This is a genomic window from Halioglobus sp. D3-4, assembly GCF_055809315.1.
Genome location: NZ_CM147907.1, coordinates 511,295 through 527,667 on the forward strand (window position 1 = coordinate 511,295; position 16,373 = coordinate 527,667).

Sequence of the window (16,373 nt, forward strand, 5' to 3'; positions counted from 1 at the left end):
TCCTGTTGCAGAACAAGAGCTGTTTCACAACAACGGTGCAACTGAAGATGGCACCGTATGAAAGGCTTCAGTGAAATCACACTACCATATTCACGCCCTTTCCATCAGGCTCATTGAAATCCGTGTGCCAGGGGAGCAAACTGGGTAGTGGATAAGCGTTTTCCAAAACCCTAATAACAGGACTGTATTATGCCCGCATTTCGAATAAACCATATGGAATTGACCCTACCTCCAGGTACGCTGGAAAAAGATCAGGATGCAATCTGCGCATTCTACAGCGAGGTGTTCGGTTTTGAAGCCATTCCGCTGCCAGTGCCAGCGATGGAAACCCCCGGACTGGTTTTGCGCACTGATGAACACACCAGTCAGTTCCTGTTGTTATCGGAGCAGGAGCAGCACATACAATCACCCGGTTTTGACCATCTGGGTTTTATCTATAATTCCCGCGCCGAGGTGGATACCATTCGGGAACAGTGCGGGCGGTGGGCCAGTAAGGATGAGCGTCTGCAGATCAAGGATTACGACGATATCGTCATAGGCCCCTCCACTACGCGGGCGTTTTACGTGCGTTACCTACTTCCGATATGGTTCGATGTGCAAACCGTGGAGTATGAGCCCGGTACAGAGCCGACGAATCGCTGGGTTTATCAGTGAGTTGGTGTCGGGCGAGCGCTGTGACTCGCTCTGTTTCAATCGGGTAGCTGCTCGCGCAGAAAGCGCTGCATGTTGCCGCCCATCACGGCGCGAATTTCTACTTCGGTAAAGCCCTGGTCGAGCATGGCCTGTGTCAGTGCCGCCAACTCAGAGGTATCGAGAGAGGTTGTTACCGCGCCGTCGTAATCCGAGCCCAGCGCAATATGCTCAAGCCCCAACAGGTCGATACCATAGCGAATCGATTTTGCGATACCCGCGGGTGAGTAGTCACAAGCAGTAGCATCCCAGTAGCCCACTCCGATGATTCCGCCCACCTCAGCGACCTGCAGCATCAGGTCATCCTCGAGGTTGCGCGGCGAGTCACAGTGCCCTTTAAAACCGCCATGGGAGAGGATTACCGGGCGTGTCGTCAGCGCCAGTACATCGCGTACCATCTGTGGCGACGCATGCGCAATATCTATCGTCATATTCAGTTGATCGGCGCGCACGATGACACTGCGGCCAAACTCCGTAAGCCCTTCGCCGCTGATGCCGTGCAGTGAACCGCCCAGTTCGTTGTCGAAGAAATGTGTCAGACCGACAAACTGCAGCCCCTGTGCCTGGAGTTTGTCGAGGTTTTGAATGTCACCTTCCAGCGGGTGGGCACCCTCTATCAGGTACATCGCACCAACGACATTGCGGTCTGATTGGCGGGCGGCCTCCAGTGCTTCCAGATCGGCCTTGCGGCGGATGAATATGAGTTGCGGCTTATTGGCCTCTACAAGATCGTGCAGCTTGTTGAGCTGGTATTGGGCCCGCGCAAACAGCGAGCCCCAGGTCGAGCTGGGCCAGCCGCTGACGATAGCCAGTGGCGTAATGGTGTCAGTACCGGCCTCGTTGCTCTCGTAGTTTTGGCCGGTGGGACTTTTGGTCGTGGCCGAAAAGACTTGTATGGCGACATTGCCCTGCCGCATCCGGGGCAGGTCGACCTGGCCGCGATCTGACTGCTCGCTGAGGTCGCGCGCCCACAGTAGGGAGTCGCTGTGCAGATCGACAATAAACAGTGAGTCGTGCAGTTGCCGGGCGCGTTCCGATATAGTGTACGGCTCATGCTCATCGACAACATTCATCGCATTCTCCAGAATACCCGGCAGTAGTACACGGCCAAGTACTGCGACAATGATCAACAGCGCCAGAGCTGCCAGTAGGATTTTTTTTATCATGCGTTGGTGCACCTCAATGATGATCTATAGCGATTCAAGCGCCCTTTAGTAGTGATGACTGCACCGTTAGCTACCTGCGTGTTTATACCGCGCGAACGGTGACGGGTACGCCGTTGACCGCAGCGTTGCCGGAGAGCTCATCCAGATACTGCTCATCAGTCACATCATTGCAGCTGACGCCTGCGTGATGGTTTGCGGTGCGCATCCGCGTACCTTGTCGATTGTGCCCAAAGCCGTGGGGCAGGCTGACCACGCCGGGCATCATATCGTCGGTCGGCTCCACGGCGACCTCGACTGCTCCCACGCGCGATGACAGCATTACGCGATCGCCCGGAGCGATGCCCTTGGACGCCATATCACGCGGGTGCATCATTAATGTACAGCGGTCACGGCCTTTCATCAGGCGGTGGTAGTTGTGCATCCAGGAGTTGTTGGAGCGCACATGGCGCCGACCAATCAAGCGCAGTTCGCCCGAGTCAGGTTGTTGAAATTCTGTCCACAGGCGTTGCAGGTCTGCCATGGCCTGGGGAACGTCGCACCGTATCGTTTTATCCGCTGTTGCCAGCCGCGCCGGCAGTTGCGATTGCAGTGGGCCCAGATCAATACCTGAGGGGTGCTGGCGCAGCTTATCCAGCGACAGGCCGGCATCGGCCTGGGCACCCATCTGCAGCCCCATCTCGATGATCTCATGTGGGGGCACGGGAGGTTGCTCCGGTTTGTCCAGCAGGCGCGCCAGACGGTTGCCCAGCTGATTGAAGATTTCCCAGTCGTGCAGGCTGCCTTCGGGTTTATCGAATACGGCCTCATTGTAGCGGGCGGTATTGCGTACGGCGAAGACGTGGAAGCTTATATCGTAATGATCGTGCTCCAATGCGGAGGTGGGTGGCAGGATAATATCGGCGTGGCGGGTGGTCTCATTGATGTAAGGGTCCAGCGATACCATGAAATCCAGCGCCTCCATCGCGCGGTCCAGCTGCCGCCCATTGGGGGTGGATAACACAGGGTTGCCGGCGCCGGTAAACAGCGCGCGAATCTGCCCTTCGCCCGGTGTACTGATCTCCTCTGCCAGACAGGCTGCGGGTAGTTCCCGGTCAAATTCGGGTAGCTTGCGTACCCGGCTGCGGTGGCGTCCGTGGCCGCCAGGGCCGCTGGTCTTCAGTGTATCTACCGCGGGGCTGGCAAAGAGGCTGCCGCCCGGCTTGTCCAGGTTGCCGGTGACAATATTGATCAGCTGTATCACCCATTGGCACAGGGCGCCGTAAGCCTGCGTTGAAACGCCCATGCGGCCGTAGCAAACTGCTTTATCCGCTGTCGCAAACTCCCGCGCGATACGCCGGATGGCAGCGGCGTCGATGTTTGTATGTGCAGCGGCAAATTCCGGGGTAAATCCTGCAATTGCCGTCGCCACTTCCTCCAGTCCAGTGGTGAACTCGGACAGCGCACCGGGATTGGTGAGATTCTCGCCGAACAGCGTATTCAGCAATGCCAGCAGAAACAGGGCGTCGGTGCCCGGACGAATGAACTGGTGTTCGCTGGCGATGGCGGCCGTTTCTGTTTTGCGCGGGTCGATAACCACCAGTTTGCCATCGCGCGCCGTCAACGCCTTCAGCCGCTTTTTCACATCCGGTACCGTCCAGATACTGCCGTTGGAGGCCAGTGGATTGGCGCCGAGCATCAGTAAGTAATCGGTGTTGTCGACATCGGGTACCGGTATCAGCAGCTTGTGCCCGTAAAGCCACAGCGAGGTGAGGTGGTGGGGCAGTTGATCCACGCTGGTCGCGGAGAAGCGATTATTGCTGCGGATATGCTGAAACAGGTTGCCCTGATGCGTCATCATGCCGTAGTTGTGCACCGAGGGGTTGCCCATATAGATGCCGACAGCGTTGACGCCGTGTTCGTTGATAATGTGCGCCAGGCGGGAGGCCGTGGTATCGAGTGCCTCATCCCAGCTGATCGCCTGCCACTGGTCTTCACCGCTGTCGCCACGTACTCTTCTCACTGGGCTGCGCAGCCGGTCCGGATCGCTGTGCAGATCTTTCAGGGCAATGGCTTTGGGGCAGATGTGGCCGCGGCTGAGCGGGTCGGCCTTGTCTCCCTTGATCGAGACGATATCGGCGCCCTCGGTTTCGATCACGAGACCACAGATGGCTTCACAGAGATGGCAGGCGCGGTAATGGGTTTTTCGGGTCATTGCGTCACTCGTCTGGATTCCAGTTTACGGGTTCGCAGGCTGCCAACCTTCTCCGACCTGCGCCTATCGGGGGCCAGTTTACAGAGTCGCGTGTGCTATTCCTATGTGATGTTTCAGAAATCGTATCTCAGTGTGGCGCCATAGGTTCGCGGAGGAGAGAGGAAATAGGCGTCCATAGTGGTAATGGGAAAGGTCGCGGCAGTGAGCCCCGCATATTTGTTGTCGGACAGGTTTTTTCCCCAGATGGACACGTTCCAGTGCGTGTTGCGCCAGCCGAGCTTGGCATTGACCAGGTTCCTGTTCTGATAGTCCCTGTCTGCAGCATTGGCGGAATCAGTGGTCAGATGGTCGTCCATATAGCTGTAGTCCATGCGCAGATAGATTCCGCCATCGGCCAGTGGAAATACCACCGTGGCGGAGGCGGTAGCACTGTATTCCGCAGTAAACGGTAGCTTATTGCCTTTTTCCGGACCCTCGGTGATTTCATATTTGTGCATATACAGCACGCCACCGGTCAGCGTCAGGTTTGGCAGCGGTTGCGCCTGCAGGTTCACGTCGATGCCTGATGTTTCTACCTCGGGCAGGTTCGATACCAGTGTGCCGAGGCCAATCTCCTGTTGTTGCTGGTATTGGTAATCGTCTATCTCGGTGTAAAAGGCGGCTGCGTTGATGCGCAGTCGATCTTGCAGTACGGTGGATTTAATGCCCAGTTCGTAGCTGTCGGTGGACTCGTCTTCGAACTCGCGTTCCTCAGGGGTGCCATTGACGGTATTGAAGCCGCCGGATTTCGAACCGGTGGCGACTCTGGCATAGATCATCGTTTGCTCGAACAGGTCGTAGCTGCTATCGAGCAGCCAGTTGACATCGCTGGTGCTGCGTGAAAAGTCCTGATCGACGGGCGTCGTTACTGCAGTGAGAAAGGACAAACCGGTGAGTTGCGCGGACAATGCGGTGGAGTCGACCACGGTCAGGATGTCGGCATCTTTTTCTTCATAGGTCCAGCGCAGTCCGCCGGTGATGCGCCAACGCTCACTGATATGCCAGGTGGTCTGGCCGAACGCGGCGAAGGTTTCGGTTTCAAGTTTGACCTTGGCACTGATGGAGTCTCCCGGCTGTGCAATAAATGCCATATTGGGCACACCAGCGGGCAGCAGGGAATCAATATCCGGTTGTTGATTGGCTTGGCTGAGAAAATCCTCACCCAGAAACACGAATGCAGATCCATCACCGCCGTTGGTGGTGGACTGGAAATAGAATGCGCCAAGCTGATAATCCAGCGGACCGCCTGTCGGTGAGGCAAAGCGCAACTCCTGTGAGAGGCTGTCGCCCTTGCTCACGGCGTCGACGTAGGCCATTACATCAAGTTGCGAGCGGTCGACATCATAGCTTGCGGTGCCATCTGCCTTGCCCCAGGCGCTGATAGATTTCAGCGAGCCCCAGTCGCGATCGTAGTCGATAACCATGGATAGGCTATCTGACTTGTTTTTAAATTTATTGTCGACGTTGACGGCGATTTCGTGATCAAAGGGATTGTTCTTGTCGGTGGCCAGGCCGCGCGCCGCCAGCGTGGGGTTAACGGAGGCTCCCTGTATTGAATCCGCAGCGCAGCATCGGGTATTGCGTTTAACGTGCGAGCCTTTCAGCAGGACACTCAGGCTGTCGCTGGGGACGTAGAGCAGCTTGGCAATCACATTCCAGTCATCGGCGGCGTTCAGGTCATCGCCCGCGCCGTTGTCGAAGTAGCCATCACGCTGATCCACAGTACCGGTGATGCGGTAGGCAAGGGTGTCATTCAATGGCCCGCTGGCGGCGGCCGTCAGTTTCGCTAAATCGTAATCTCCGATGCTGGTTTCAACATACCCCTCGAACGCTTCGAGATTGGGGTTTTTGGTAAAGATACTTATCGCACCGGCGTTGGTGTTCTTGCCATAAAGTGTGCCCTGCGGCCCCTGCAGTACCTCTATGCGCTCTATATCGGTCAGATCAGACATGCCGAGGCCGGAACGACTCAGGTAGACATCGTCCACAAACAATCCCACGGACGGTTCCAGTGCAATGTCGTTCTGCGATGTACCCACACCGCGAATGCGGAATGAGGCAGTGAAGGGCTGGTTGTTTGTGGATATGGACAGGCTGGGTGTTAAAACAGCCAGATCGACAGCATTGTTGATTCCCGCCTCCTGTATCACCTGCGCGCTGAACGCGGTAACTGCCATGGGCACGTCCTGCAAACTTTGTGTGCGTTTGCTGGCTGTGACAATGATTTCCTCGAGTGCGTTGGCCTGAGCGGTTACCTGTACCGAGGTGCTGGTAACCAGCAGTGCGCAAAGCGACGCAAGCGCGGCCGGTGGTGCGCACCACCGCCATTTCGACTGCAACATAAAATCCTACCTGTTCTAATTATCATTGGCATTGATACTTTTGGATTAAGCCGGGTCGCAGCGGCTGGCGAGCAGAGCCGCCTGCTGTTGTTCGCGATCGCCGATAGCCGATGCACGTAGTAGCATGACACCGCGCTGCGTCGGTGATTGGATTACCTCACCGCTAAAGCTGTCCGCTGAGTCATCGGCGCCGGTCAGTGTGACCTTCACTGTACTGCCTACGCGGTAGCGCTCATCGCGCTGGTTGGTGATGCCGGCGTAATTGTCTGTATTCATCTGATAGAACTGCATCGACCAGTAGCGCGGCGGAACCGGCGCTTCGATAACAACCGGGCCATTCTCAAGATTGTAAAAACAGCTCGCGTATAACAGGTCGGGGCTGGGGCGGACAACGGTGCGAAATTCCTCATCCGCCAGTTCGCTGACCGCCAACTGATTGTAACCCTGTTGTTTTGTGCCCAGCATATAGAGGCCTTCCATAATCAGGCTGGGCAATGCCAGTGCCAGCAAATACTGCCCGATCCAGGCGCATATCAGTATTCCCAGTAGCCATTTCAACAGTTTCATTGGCAGGCCTCCAACGTCACGCTGGGTAGCGCAGCAGACTCGGGTGTATCCAGATAGGCTGCGCCGGGGGTGTACAGGCGCAGCAGCAGGTCATAATCGTAATCGCCGGGCTTGCGCCACAGCGGTGCGCCAGAGGGGCCTACTGGCAGCCAGTTGCCCGGTTGCTCAGTGGCTGCAACGGTTATCACCCAACTGCCATCGGGGTTGCGCATCAGGTTTTCATCGTTAAATGAATAGCGCTTCTGCGCGTTGGGGATCAGGTAGTTGTCCCAGCCATAGGCGGTGATGCTCCACCAGTCGGCGTCGTAATCATCGCCCTCGATCCGGTAGCGGCAATTCAGGCGCAGGGGCTGGCCCTCAACGCTGCTCAAGCGGTAGTACATTGAGTTCTCTTGCGTAGAGGCCAGCAGTCCGCCTATCGCCACGGCGGCTTTTAGCATCACCCCGGCGCCTTCCGAGCCGGTGGCAACACTGGTCATCCAATTGCCGTTGCGGACGCTCATAGCTTCGAGGTCCTGGTTAAGATTGCGCGCGAGAAAAACCGCGGAGAGCAATACCGTTGCCACTGCTGCAGCCAGCAGTTTCAGCACAAGTTTGAGCACTGTATTTCCTTCTTTTTCGTCGTTTTCTTTATGATCTGTCCAGGCTAGTTCGACCAGTATATATATTCGTCGTCAGGTTCGTCGGGCTGGCTTAAATCCTTATCGATATTGATTGGCGCCAACGCCTGGCTGGGCCACAACGGGGCGGCCTGTGCGGCGTTGTGTTCTACCAGCGCGGCCTGCAGTTCCGTCAACTTGTCGGGGCGGGCCTCGGAAAGGTCGTGTTGTTCCGTCGGATCCCGTTGCAGATCGAACAACCAGGTTCGCCCCGGCGGATCGCTCACATTGAGCTTCCAGCCATCGACCAGTGCCGATTGCGATGCCCCGCTGCGCCAGAATAGTGCCCGGTGCGGTACGCCCCGAGCAACGCCTGTTGCAAAGGGTACCAGATCGACGCCGTCTATGATGCGATCGGTGGGAACGCTGGCGCCGGCAGCCGCGGCCGCGGTTGCATAAAGGTCGAAGTGGTGAACCGGGTCAGAGACTTCTGTGCCGGGTGCAATCCGGGCTGGCCATTTGGCGAAGTAGGGTACGTGAATACCGCCCTCGAACAGGGTGATCTTCCAGCCCCGGTATGGGCTGTTTATGTCCGGTAGGCCGATGTAGCCAGCCCCGCCGTTGTCGGAGGTGAACAACACCAGCGTATTGTCTTCCAGGCCGTTGGCTTTCAGTGCCTCCAGTACCTGCCCGACACCGCGATCGAGCGCACGTATCATCGCGGCATAGACGCGTTCGCGATGATTCTCGATATGTGAGAGCACCTCGTAATCCTCGCGGGAAGCCTGCAGAGGCGTATGCGCAGCCCAATGCGCCAGGTAGAGAAAGAACGGTCGATCCCTGTTGGCCTCGATCACCTCAACTGCCTGTGCGGTGAAGTAGTCTGTGAGGTAGCGGTCTGGTGCAAACGCCGGCTGGCCATTGAACGACACAGCGAAGTCCATGACGGCCCACAGAAAGCGATCGATGGGGTCGAATTCCTGCTTTGAGTTCACCACATCCGGATGGTCCTCTGGTAAGTAGAGGCCGCTAAACATCAGCAGACTCTCATCGAAACCCTGTTTGTGGGCCTCCATGCCGTTAGCGCGTCCCAGATGCCACTTGCCGATATGGGCTGTGTGGTAGCCGCGCTCAGATAGCAACTCAGCGAGGGTTATTTCTGAGGCGGGCATCCCCATGTTGTCGAAGAACACGGATTCGGCACCGCGTTGCGGGATAATTTCCCGCAGGCGATTGGGGTCGCTTGGAACCAGAGCTGCGAGTTCCATCATGCCCGGCGGTGTCGGTGTGAATTCGAAACCAAAGCGCGTGCCGTAGCGTCCCGACATGATGGCCGCGCGGGACGGGGCGCAGGTGCCATTGGCCGCATAGCCATTCGTGAAACTGACGCCCTGCTGCGCGATCGAGTCGATGTGCGGTGTTGGCACAGTACCTCCGGCGACGCCTCCACCAGCGAAGCTCAGGTCATTCCAGCCCAGGTCATCCGCCAGAATCAGTACGATATTGGGTGGTCGCTCCGCGGCAGTTCGGCCCTGCGGGTCCTTGCCTGTAGCCCAGACGATTTCCTGTGTCTCTCCCACCGGTCGGTATTGCTTCAGCGCAAAACTCAGTAGATTGAGCACGATGCTTTCGCGGTTCGGGTAAATAACCAATCCCAGTACAACCAAAGTGGAGATAATGCCGGCAGCCCACTTTTTCCCGCGTGTCATTGTTCTCCCCCTTTCGCTGCGTTATGAGTAGGTGTTGCTAAAGCATCGTCTCTGGCGGTGGTCATCCGGCTAGCCAACCTGCAGGGCGGCCACTTCAGGGTATCTCTGATGCCACTGTTCGATCAGGTGGTGCTGGTCGATATCATCCGGATGAAAGCCGGGCTTCAGGTAGCGTTTGAATTCCGGTGCCGACCAGCGTCTGAAGCCGCCTTTGCCCCACATAAAGTTCCAGGCCTCGCGGATGTGTGTCAGAGAGGGTATTTTCCTATCGCGCCACAACAGGATCATCTGTGCGATGGCCATCTGTATCCAGAATGTGCGAAAGACGATTTTCGCGACAACGATTCGCTCCTTCTCTTTGTTCACAGTGGCCCTGTACACATCGAACGCGACCGATTTGTGTTCGATCTCCTCCATCGCATGCCATGCCAGCATCTCGCGCAGTGGGGAATTGTTTTCACCATTCAGGCCCGCCTCGGGATTTTCAAGCGTCCACTGAGCCAGAGTGGCGGTTATGTGTTCTAGCGCGGCGGTTATCGCCAGTTGCCGCCCGGGATCCAGCGTGCGTTTGACAGTGTCGATGCGCCGTTTGAAGCGTTTGCGGATTCTCTCCATTGCCACTCCGAGGGCCTCGGCGCGGGTGTTGAAGTCTTCATGAATGCGACTGTGATGCGCTTCCTGACCAATGAAACCACGAATCTGGGCCGACAGAATGGGGTCGTCGATATCCTTCTGATAGTGGCGGACAGTATCGATAAAAAAGCGTTCACCATCTGGGAATGACGCCGACAGGGCGTACATCAGCGTGCTCAGAATGGGGTTGCCACGGAAGAAGTATTTGTGTTGGAGCAGGGACATATCGAACGCCATGCGCCGTGGTTTGATGATCCTCGCTTCGCTGGTTTCGGATTGAATTGCTGTCATTATGCACTCCCCGTTAGCTGCTGTATTCGTGGTGGGGCATGCTGTCAGGCGCAGGCGCGGCGATTGCTCGTCTGAACACTGCTGCTGAAACAGTATGGATCCCGGTTTCCCTATCCTACAGATAATTAAATTATCTGTTAGTCGGTGGGTATCGGAACATATATCGCCATGTTGGTCAATAGTTCGTGCCCATTAAAGTGCCGCGAGTCTTGGTTTGGCGTCACACTGACGACTACGCTAGCGATAACTATCCTCACAGTCACGGGTGGCTTCAGTCCGGTGATACCGCTACCAGGTGGGAGTAGAATCGAAACCCGTCCGTTCGGGTAAAGTGCGCGATGTGCGATAGTGTGCGCGATTCGTGTCAGGTATTGTTTTTCAGGAGTCAGTATGTGCAGGGATTGGGGCTTGGTTTTTTTAATGGTGATTGCCGTGTTCAGTGCAGCGGTTCACGCGGCGCCCGCCCTGCCTCCCCAGGCATACAGCCACCTGCCGGATGCGGAGGGTTTAGCCCTGTCCCCGGACGGGAACTACATTGCGTATATTCTCAATACGGAAGAGGGGTCGATGCTCGTGACCCTGGATTTGGAGAAACGCGAGACACACGGTCTTACTGCATCAGACAATGAGGAATTCAAATTTAACTGGCTGCGCTGGGTAAGCCCGGAAAAACTCATTTTCAGTATCTATTTCCCGCATTACAGGGGGCTTGGGGTGGATACCACTGAAACCCGCTTGCTCTCCGTCGGCCCGACCGATAGCAATCCCAAAATTCTGTTCCGGCCCGCCCGAAAGTCAATGACATCGTACAAGCACTACTCGCAGATTCAGGACGATGTCATCAGCATACTCCCGGATCTATCCGACAAAATTCTGATGAGCTTCGACACCGACAATCCCACCTTTCCCAGCGCATACAGTGTAGATGTGAACACCGGGGGAAAATCGATTGTCAGGCGCTCCAAGCCTCCCATTAGGGACTGGATAGCCGACCGGCAGGGCAGGGTTCGCGCGGGTGTCGGATACGATGAAGGTGACGGTGTGCGCTCTGTTTGGGTCCTTGATCTGGAAGCCGATAAATGGAATAAGCTGTGGGAATACAGATACTTCAGCCAACCCGATATCACCCCACTGGGCTTTAGCGTGGACCCAAATGTGCTGTACATACGAGCGGATCACAATGGCCGGCAAGCTGTATTCACCATTGATACGCGTGAGCAATCACCGCAGATGACGCTGGTTGTGGCTGATCCGAATTACGATATTGAAGGCGGTTTGATCTACTCTCCCAAGACCAATGATGCGGTAGGCGTAAGTCACGGTGAAGCGGATAATTCGGTGATCTACTGGGATGACGTGTATAAAGGCTATCAACGCGCTATCGACAGGGTGCTCCCCGATACCAGTAATCACCTGGTGAGCTTCAGCGACAATGAGTTGCGCTATATTGTCTACGCCAGCAGTCAAAGCAAGCCGGGCGTCTACTATTACGGGAACCGGACCAGCAATACCCTGGAACCCCTCATCCATCAGTATCCCGAGTTGATGAACGAGGAGCTTCCAGAGGCGAGGAAAGTGAGCTATAAGGCGCAGGACGGGCTGGAGATCGAGGCATACCTGACATTGCCCAATAATTTCGATGATAAGCCCGTCCCGGCCATTGTTCATCCGCACGGTGGCCCGATGGTGCGGGAGTACGGTGGTTTTGATTACTGGGCGCAGTTTTTTGTGAGTCGTGGTTACGCTGTTCTGCAGCCTAACTTCCGCGGCAGTTCAGGCTATGGCCATGAGTTTCAAATGAAAGCAGTCGGGCAATATGGCATGGCCATGCAGGATGATCTCACCGATGGCACACGTTGGCTTATAGCCGAGGGTATCGCGGACCCAGAGCGTATCTGCATCGTCGGAGCGAGTTACGGAGGGTATGCCGCCATGTTAGCGGCTGCCAGAACGCCCGAGTTGTTTCAGTGCGCGATCAGCTTTGCGGGTGTCTCTGACTTAGTGGCACAGCGGAATCGGTCTCGTCACTACCTCAACAGAGCGGTGGTCTTCGATCAATATGGCAGGGATGACGAGCAGCTTGAAGCAAACTCCCCGGTGAACCTTGTTGAGCAGATCACCATACCTCTGCTAATGGTTCATGGAGAAAAGGATCGCGTGGTGGATGTTGAGCAGAGCCGTGAGATGGTGGAAGCGTTGGAGGGTCACGATAAAACCTTTGAGTACATCGAACTTGAACACGCTACCCACCATCTCGACAATCACCAGCACCGCACTGCGTTATTTGAAGCGATGGACGCATTCCTGCAACGGTACCTCGGCAGTTGACGCGCTTTGCGCTGGCTGGCCGCGATGGTCAAAGCGCCAGCGGCAACGCCGCCGCCTTTAGTCAGGCGCCGCCAGTGCTTGTTTTACTCGCTTTCGAATGACCGGCAGCAGCTGCGTTTCAAACCAGTGATTTTTCGACAGCCAGATATTATTACGTGGGCTCGGGTGGGGCAGCGGGATGATGTCGCTGCTGTAAGCCTTCCAGTTTTTCACGGTTTCCGTCAATGTTGCGCATCGGTGTGGCAGGTGCCAGGCCTGCGCGTACTGTCCGATTACCAAGGTAAGTTGTATAGCGGGCAGCGCATCCAGCAATCGTTTGCGCCAGGTTTCGGCGCATATGGGAGGAGGGGGCAGGTCGCCTGACTTGCCCCTGCCCGGATAGCAGAATGCCATCGGCAGTATCGCTATCTGTGTCGCGTCGTAGAATGTGTACCGGTTGACTCCCATCCAATGTCGCAGCCGTTCGCCGCTGGCGTCGTCAAAGGGTATGCCGGAGGCGTGGACTTTGGCACCCGGCGCCTGTCCGGCGATCAATATTCTCGATTGTCTTTGCGCCTGAAGTATGGGCCGTACGCCGTCCTTGAGTTCCTTTTCGCATAGTGTACAGGCGCGAACTTCACTGAGCAGTGTATCCATTGTCGGCTTCGGCATAGGGGCTCCTCCGTAGTACCTGTGATCGACAAGCAGTCGCCGGTTATCGCGACTACAGCTTTAGTCTCAGGTTGCCCGCGATCTCTGCGGCAAGGGATTGCGGCACCTCGTGCTGCCTGGCAAGCACAGGCCATTGGGAAACATATTCAACAGTGGCGTCGATCACCTGATCGATAAACGTGCGGGAAAATCTGGGCACCAGTTTTTCCAGTGTGTAAACATCCTCCCGTGTAAAATCATCGCGCTTGCCGTTGAGGCTCATCCAATGGCTGTTTACCCATTTACTGCCGGGCTTGTAGCTGTAGGCCAGATCGTATGCCGGTGACAATCGCCAGCCGCTTTTGGTGAGCGTAAAGGAAAAGTTCTTTGAATGGTCGTCATGGTTTCTGGCTACGATATTAAACACCATGCGCCGCAGTAGTTGCTCAGCATCTTTTGCCGAAACACGGAGTTGCCGAGCGATGCCAAATAGTTCGGCATAGGAATAGGCGCCGGGTTTTTTGTAGTCGATATGTGCCAGTCCGTTCAGTGTTTGCACGTGAATTTTGGTGTTGCCGTGGCGGTCGAATCGCTGTGTCAAAAAGTGGCGGCGATTGCCTTCATGTAGCAGGTAACAGGGCATCATTCCAATGCCGCAGGAACGGGCTATTGTGGAGTATACGTACTCCATTGCGCCGAAACCCTGAGGGTCGCCGAACGTTTCCCTGTCAACACCGTGCTCGTAAACACCATCAAACTTCATCAGGTAGTGAGAAAAGCCCTCCGGGACATCCACCTGGCCACTACGTGCCTGCGTAAAATCGGCATTGAATGCCAGCACAGCCTTGGGTCTCGCGCCGCCGGCGCTCATCCCTACGGACAGCAGCGACAGCATGGCATCGCGGTCATCCTCACCGTTGCTGTTCAGGTCCAGAGAAAATGTCTCCCGCTTATCGAGGATCTCCTGGGCAATCTCGACCAGCGGCTCGATCTCAACTCTGGTAGAGGCATTCAGGCTTTTCTGTCGCTTTGCCGGCGCATACTCAAGCGCACCCATGCCGCGTTTGCCGGTGTACTGCAGTCTTTCCAGTGGGGTGATGTCGCCCGGGAGTTTGCCCTCGCTGGCGACCCAGGCATTAAGCACCGCGTTGCCAAAGTCATCCGGCAATGAGTCCGCGACCAGGCCGGGCAAGCCTTTAAAGGTTTCCTGGCCAAGTTCAGGGAAGGAATAGATCTGCCTTGCCAGCGGCATTTTTATTGGCGAGAGCTCGATGCCTGTTGCAATGAACGATGAGTGATATTCAAAGGCGCCCAGTCCGGTGGCGCTATCAAAGCTCACCGCTCCGACCTCGCTCCCCTGATAGTTGACATTGATGACCTGCTTCACCATTCAGAGGGCTCCTGCTCAGTGCTGGCGCTCTGCCCCGAGGCGCGCTGTCGCCTGCGGCCCCGAAGTCTGGCCAGTTGAATGGGGGATATGTCCTGCACCGGTAAGAAATTGTCGAGCTGAGAAGTCAGGTTGAGAGCCCCCATAATGGCGACGAAAACCTCCAGCGAGGCCTGGCCTTTCTCGGCATTGATAACGGCTTTTCTACTCACCCCCGCGAGTTCCGCAACGTCTACCTGTGTTCTGTCGGCATTCAGTCGCGCCTGCTTAAGGCGTGCACCCAGTTCTTCGGCAATCGCGGTAGGAGATTTATTCTCAATCACAGATAGCGTTCCATTTTTGTAACTTTAAAGAAATTTTATTGAGTATAGTCCTAAATTTGGAACATTAAAATTTAATGATAGATATATCTATATAAAGTGCAATATATTGCACTTTATTGTCGTTTACAGGGATTAATGTACCTAAAAACGAACATAAAATATATTGTGATATGCTGGGCAAAGAGGGATGTTGCCCGTTAAGCTTCGTCGGGGCTTCTTATCAGGGGCCAAATTGGCGCTTGAAATACCACTCGGATATGCTCGGCTGACTTGAATGGCTGCCGGTGGAAAATGGTGGGGAGCGTAATTGCGTGAATCGTTTGTGTGAGCTGCTGGAAACGGAACTGGGATACGGGTTTATCCCGGGCAATCGAGTGCAGGTGTTGAGCAATGGTGATGAAATTTTCCCCGCGATGCTCGACGCGATCAACGGTGCCCAGAGCAGTATCGACATGGTGACCTTTGTTTACTGGACAGGTGAAATCGCGGTTCAGTTTGCCGAGGCACTTTGCCGTGCGGCCCGGCGCGGTGTCAAAACGCGGCTGCTATTGGATGCCGTCGGCAGCATGCGCATCAGTCAGTCGCTGGTAGACAATATGAATGCTGCGGGCGTGATTGTGGCGTGGTTCAGGCCCAAAGCGCAATGGAAAGTGTGGAAATGGGATAACCGCACTCACCGCAAGTTATTGCTTTGTGATCAGCAGGTGGCGTTTACCGGCGGCGTGGGTATTGCCGAACAGTGGGAGGGAGATGCGAGGAATCCATCGGAATGGCGCGATACGCATTTTCGCATTACAGGCCCGGTGGTATTGAATATGCACAGTGGCTTTCTGACTAACTGGAATGAAACAGAGGCTTCAGATAGCACATCCTTTGTTCAGGCGAACCGCCAGACGTCGGCCGGAAATGCGAGCATACAGGTTGTACGCTCCCCCTCGTCTGTTCACTGGAGCGATATCGCCACTGTTTTTCGGGCGTTGCTGCGTGAGGCGAGCGATTCGGTCTGGATTACAACGGCATATTTTGTTCCCGACGAAGCGTTGATGAAGCTACTTTGTTCAGCGGTAGAGAGGGGTGTCGATGTGCGCATTCTGGTGCCGGGTGAGCATACCGATGAAGCATTCTGCCGACTTAGTGGCGAGGACCAGTTCCGGCAGTTGCTGGATGCCGGTATTGCCATCTATGTGTTTGAACCTACGATGCTGCACGCAAAAATCCTGACAGTGGATCATGCGATTGCGGTCGTGGGATCAGCCAATATGAACCATCGCTCAATGTCCAAGGATGAGGAGTTCTGCCTGGTGATAGAGGATGGCGATACTCTGCAAGAGCTGGAGCGGCAGTTTGAAGCAGATCTGGGACGTAGCAGGGAACTCGATCTGGCCACGTGGAAAAAGCGTGGGCTGTGGCAGCGCCTGGGTGAGCGGGTGGCGCGCCTGTTCCGCGATGAGCTGTAGTGACGGTTGCGACACTGCATG

At 55.9% G+C, this 16,373-nt stretch carries 13 protein-coding genes; 3 read left to right on the plus strand and 10 right to left on the minus strand.

The window, feature by feature from the left end:
- Positions 1-189: 189 nt before the first annotated feature.
- Entirely contained in the window at positions 190-654 is a 465-nt protein-coding gene (locus AC0L6S_RS02175; RefSeq protein ID WP_473426779.1) for a VOC family protein, read from the plus strand.
- A gap of 35 nt (positions 655-689) precedes the next feature.
- On the opposite strand, the gene AC0L6S_RS02180 is transcribed toward AC0L6S_RS02175, so the two are convergent.
- The 7 genes from AC0L6S_RS02180 to AC0L6S_RS02210 form a co-directional block, all read right to left on the minus strand.
- The gene (locus AC0L6S_RS02180; protein ID WP_473426780.1) at positions 690-1,856 is read right to left on the minus strand and encodes a dipeptidase; all 1,167 of its coding nucleotides are present in this window, start codon (positions 1,854-1,856) and stop codon (positions 690-692) included.
- 82 nt (positions 1,857-1,938) lie between these two features.
- Positions 1,939-4,047 carry a molybdopterin oxidoreductase family protein gene (locus AC0L6S_RS02185; RefSeq protein ID WP_473426781.1) on the minus strand — a complete coding sequence of 703 codons (2,109 nt, stop codon included), beginning with the start codon at positions 4,045-4,047 and terminating at the stop codon, positions 1,939-1,941.
- A 113-nt stretch (positions 4,048-4,160) separates the two neighbouring features.
- Positions 4,161-6,428, minus strand: a complete 2,268-nt coding sequence (locus tag AC0L6S_RS02190) for a TonB-dependent receptor (RefSeq protein ID WP_473426782.1) — start codon at positions 6,426-6,428, stop codon at positions 4,161-4,163.
- 45 nt (positions 6,429-6,473) lie between these two features.
- Positions 6,474-6,995, minus strand: a complete 522-nt coding sequence (locus tag AC0L6S_RS02195; protein ID WP_473426783.1) for a DUF1254 domain-containing protein — start codon at positions 6,993-6,995, stop codon at positions 6,474-6,476.
- Positions 6,992-7,597, minus strand: coding sequence for a DUF1214 domain-containing protein (locus tag AC0L6S_RS02200; RefSeq protein ID WP_473426784.1), 606 nt, complete (start codon positions 7,595-7,597; stop codon positions 6,992-6,994). The genes AC0L6S_RS02195 and AC0L6S_RS02200 overlap by 4 nt, the downstream gene beginning before the upstream one ends.
- Positions 7,598-7,641: 44 nt before the next feature.
- Complete coding sequence (locus AC0L6S_RS02205) at positions 7,642-9,303, minus strand: sulfatase-like hydrolase/transferase (protein WP_473426785.1); 1,662 nt, start codon at positions 9,301-9,303, stop codon at positions 7,642-7,644.
- Positions 9,304-9,372: 69 nt separating this feature from the next.
- Positions 9,373-10,227, minus strand: coding sequence for a metal-dependent hydrolase (locus tag AC0L6S_RS02210; protein WP_473426786.1), 855 nt, complete (start codon positions 10,225-10,227; stop codon positions 9,373-9,375).
- 408 nt (positions 10,228-10,635) lie between these two features.
- Between AC0L6S_RS02210 and AC0L6S_RS02215 the strand changes: the two genes are divergently transcribed.
- On the plus strand, positions 10,636-12,555 hold the full coding sequence (locus tag AC0L6S_RS02215; RefSeq protein ID WP_473426787.1) for an alpha/beta hydrolase family protein: 1,920 nt from the start codon (positions 10,636-10,638) through the stop codon (positions 12,553-12,555).
- Positions 12,556-12,612: 57 nt separating this feature from the next.
- On the opposite strand, the gene AC0L6S_RS02220 is transcribed toward AC0L6S_RS02215, so the two are convergent.
- From AC0L6S_RS02220 to AC0L6S_RS02230, 3 genes are read right to left on the minus strand one after another with little or no spacing between them, the layout of a single operon-like run.
- Positions 12,613-13,206: a uracil-DNA glycosylase family protein gene (locus AC0L6S_RS02220; RefSeq protein WP_473426788.1), complete on the minus strand. Its 594-nt coding sequence runs from the start codon at positions 13,204-13,206 to the stop codon at positions 12,613-12,615.
- Positions 13,207-13,258: 52 nt separating this feature from the next.
- On the minus strand, positions 13,259-14,575 hold the full coding sequence (locus AC0L6S_RS02225; protein WP_473426789.1) for a type II toxin-antitoxin system HipA family toxin: 1,317 nt from the start codon (positions 14,573-14,575) through the stop codon (positions 13,259-13,261).
- Positions 14,569-14,895: a helix-turn-helix transcriptional regulator gene (locus AC0L6S_RS02230; protein WP_473426790.1), complete on the minus strand. Its 327-nt coding sequence runs from the start codon at positions 14,893-14,895 to the stop codon at positions 14,569-14,571. Before AC0L6S_RS02230 ends, AC0L6S_RS02225 begins: the two co-directional genes overlap by 7 nt.
- A gap of 311 nt (positions 14,896-15,206) precedes the next feature.
- Here AC0L6S_RS02230 and AC0L6S_RS02235 point away from each other — a divergent pair, with 311 nt between their 5' ends.
- Positions 15,207-16,352 carry a phospholipase D-like domain-containing protein gene (locus AC0L6S_RS02235; RefSeq protein ID WP_473426791.1) on the plus strand — a complete coding sequence of 382 codons (1,146 nt, stop codon included), beginning with the start codon at positions 15,207-15,209 and terminating at the stop codon, positions 16,350-16,352.
- The last annotated feature ends 21 nt before the right edge of the window (positions 16,353-16,373 follow it).

What these genes read in the sequence shown, in the direction of transcription:
- AC0L6S_RS02220 (WP_473426788.1), bottom strand. Translation starts at nt 13,206, where the DNA reads ATGCCGAAGCCGACAATGGATACACTGCTCAGTGAAGTTCGCGCCTGT.
- AC0L6S_RS02180 (WP_473426780.1), bottom strand. Translation starts at nt 1,856, where the DNA reads ATGATAAAAAAAATCCTACTGGCAGCTCTGGCGCTGTTGATCATTGTC.
- AC0L6S_RS02195 (WP_473426783.1), bottom strand. Translation starts at nt 6,995, where the DNA reads ATGAAACTGTTGAAATGGCTACTGGGAATACTGATATGCGCCTGGATC.
- AC0L6S_RS02225 (WP_473426789.1), bottom strand. Translation starts at nt 14,575, where the DNA reads ATGGTGAAGCAGGTCATCAATGTCAACTATCAGGGGAGCGAGGTCGGA.
- AC0L6S_RS02210 (WP_473426786.1), bottom strand. Translation starts at nt 10,227, where the DNA reads ATGACAGCAATTCAATCCGAAACCAGCGAAGCGAGGATCATCAAACCA.
- AC0L6S_RS02190 (WP_473426782.1), bottom strand. Translation starts at nt 6,428, where the DNA reads ATGTTGCAGTCGAAATGGCGGTGGTGCGCACCACCGGCCGCGCTTGCG.
- AC0L6S_RS02175 (WP_473426779.1), top strand. Translation starts at nt 190, where the DNA reads ATGCCCGCATTTCGAATAAACCATATGGAATTGACCCTACCTCCAGGT.
- AC0L6S_RS02185 (WP_473426781.1), bottom strand. Translation starts at nt 4,047, where the DNA reads ATGACCCGAAAAACCCATTACCGCGCCTGCCATCTCTGTGAAGCCATC.
- AC0L6S_RS02205 (WP_473426785.1), bottom strand. Translation starts at nt 9,303, where the DNA reads ATGACACGCGGGAAAAAGTGGGCTGCCGGCATTATCTCCACTTTGGTT.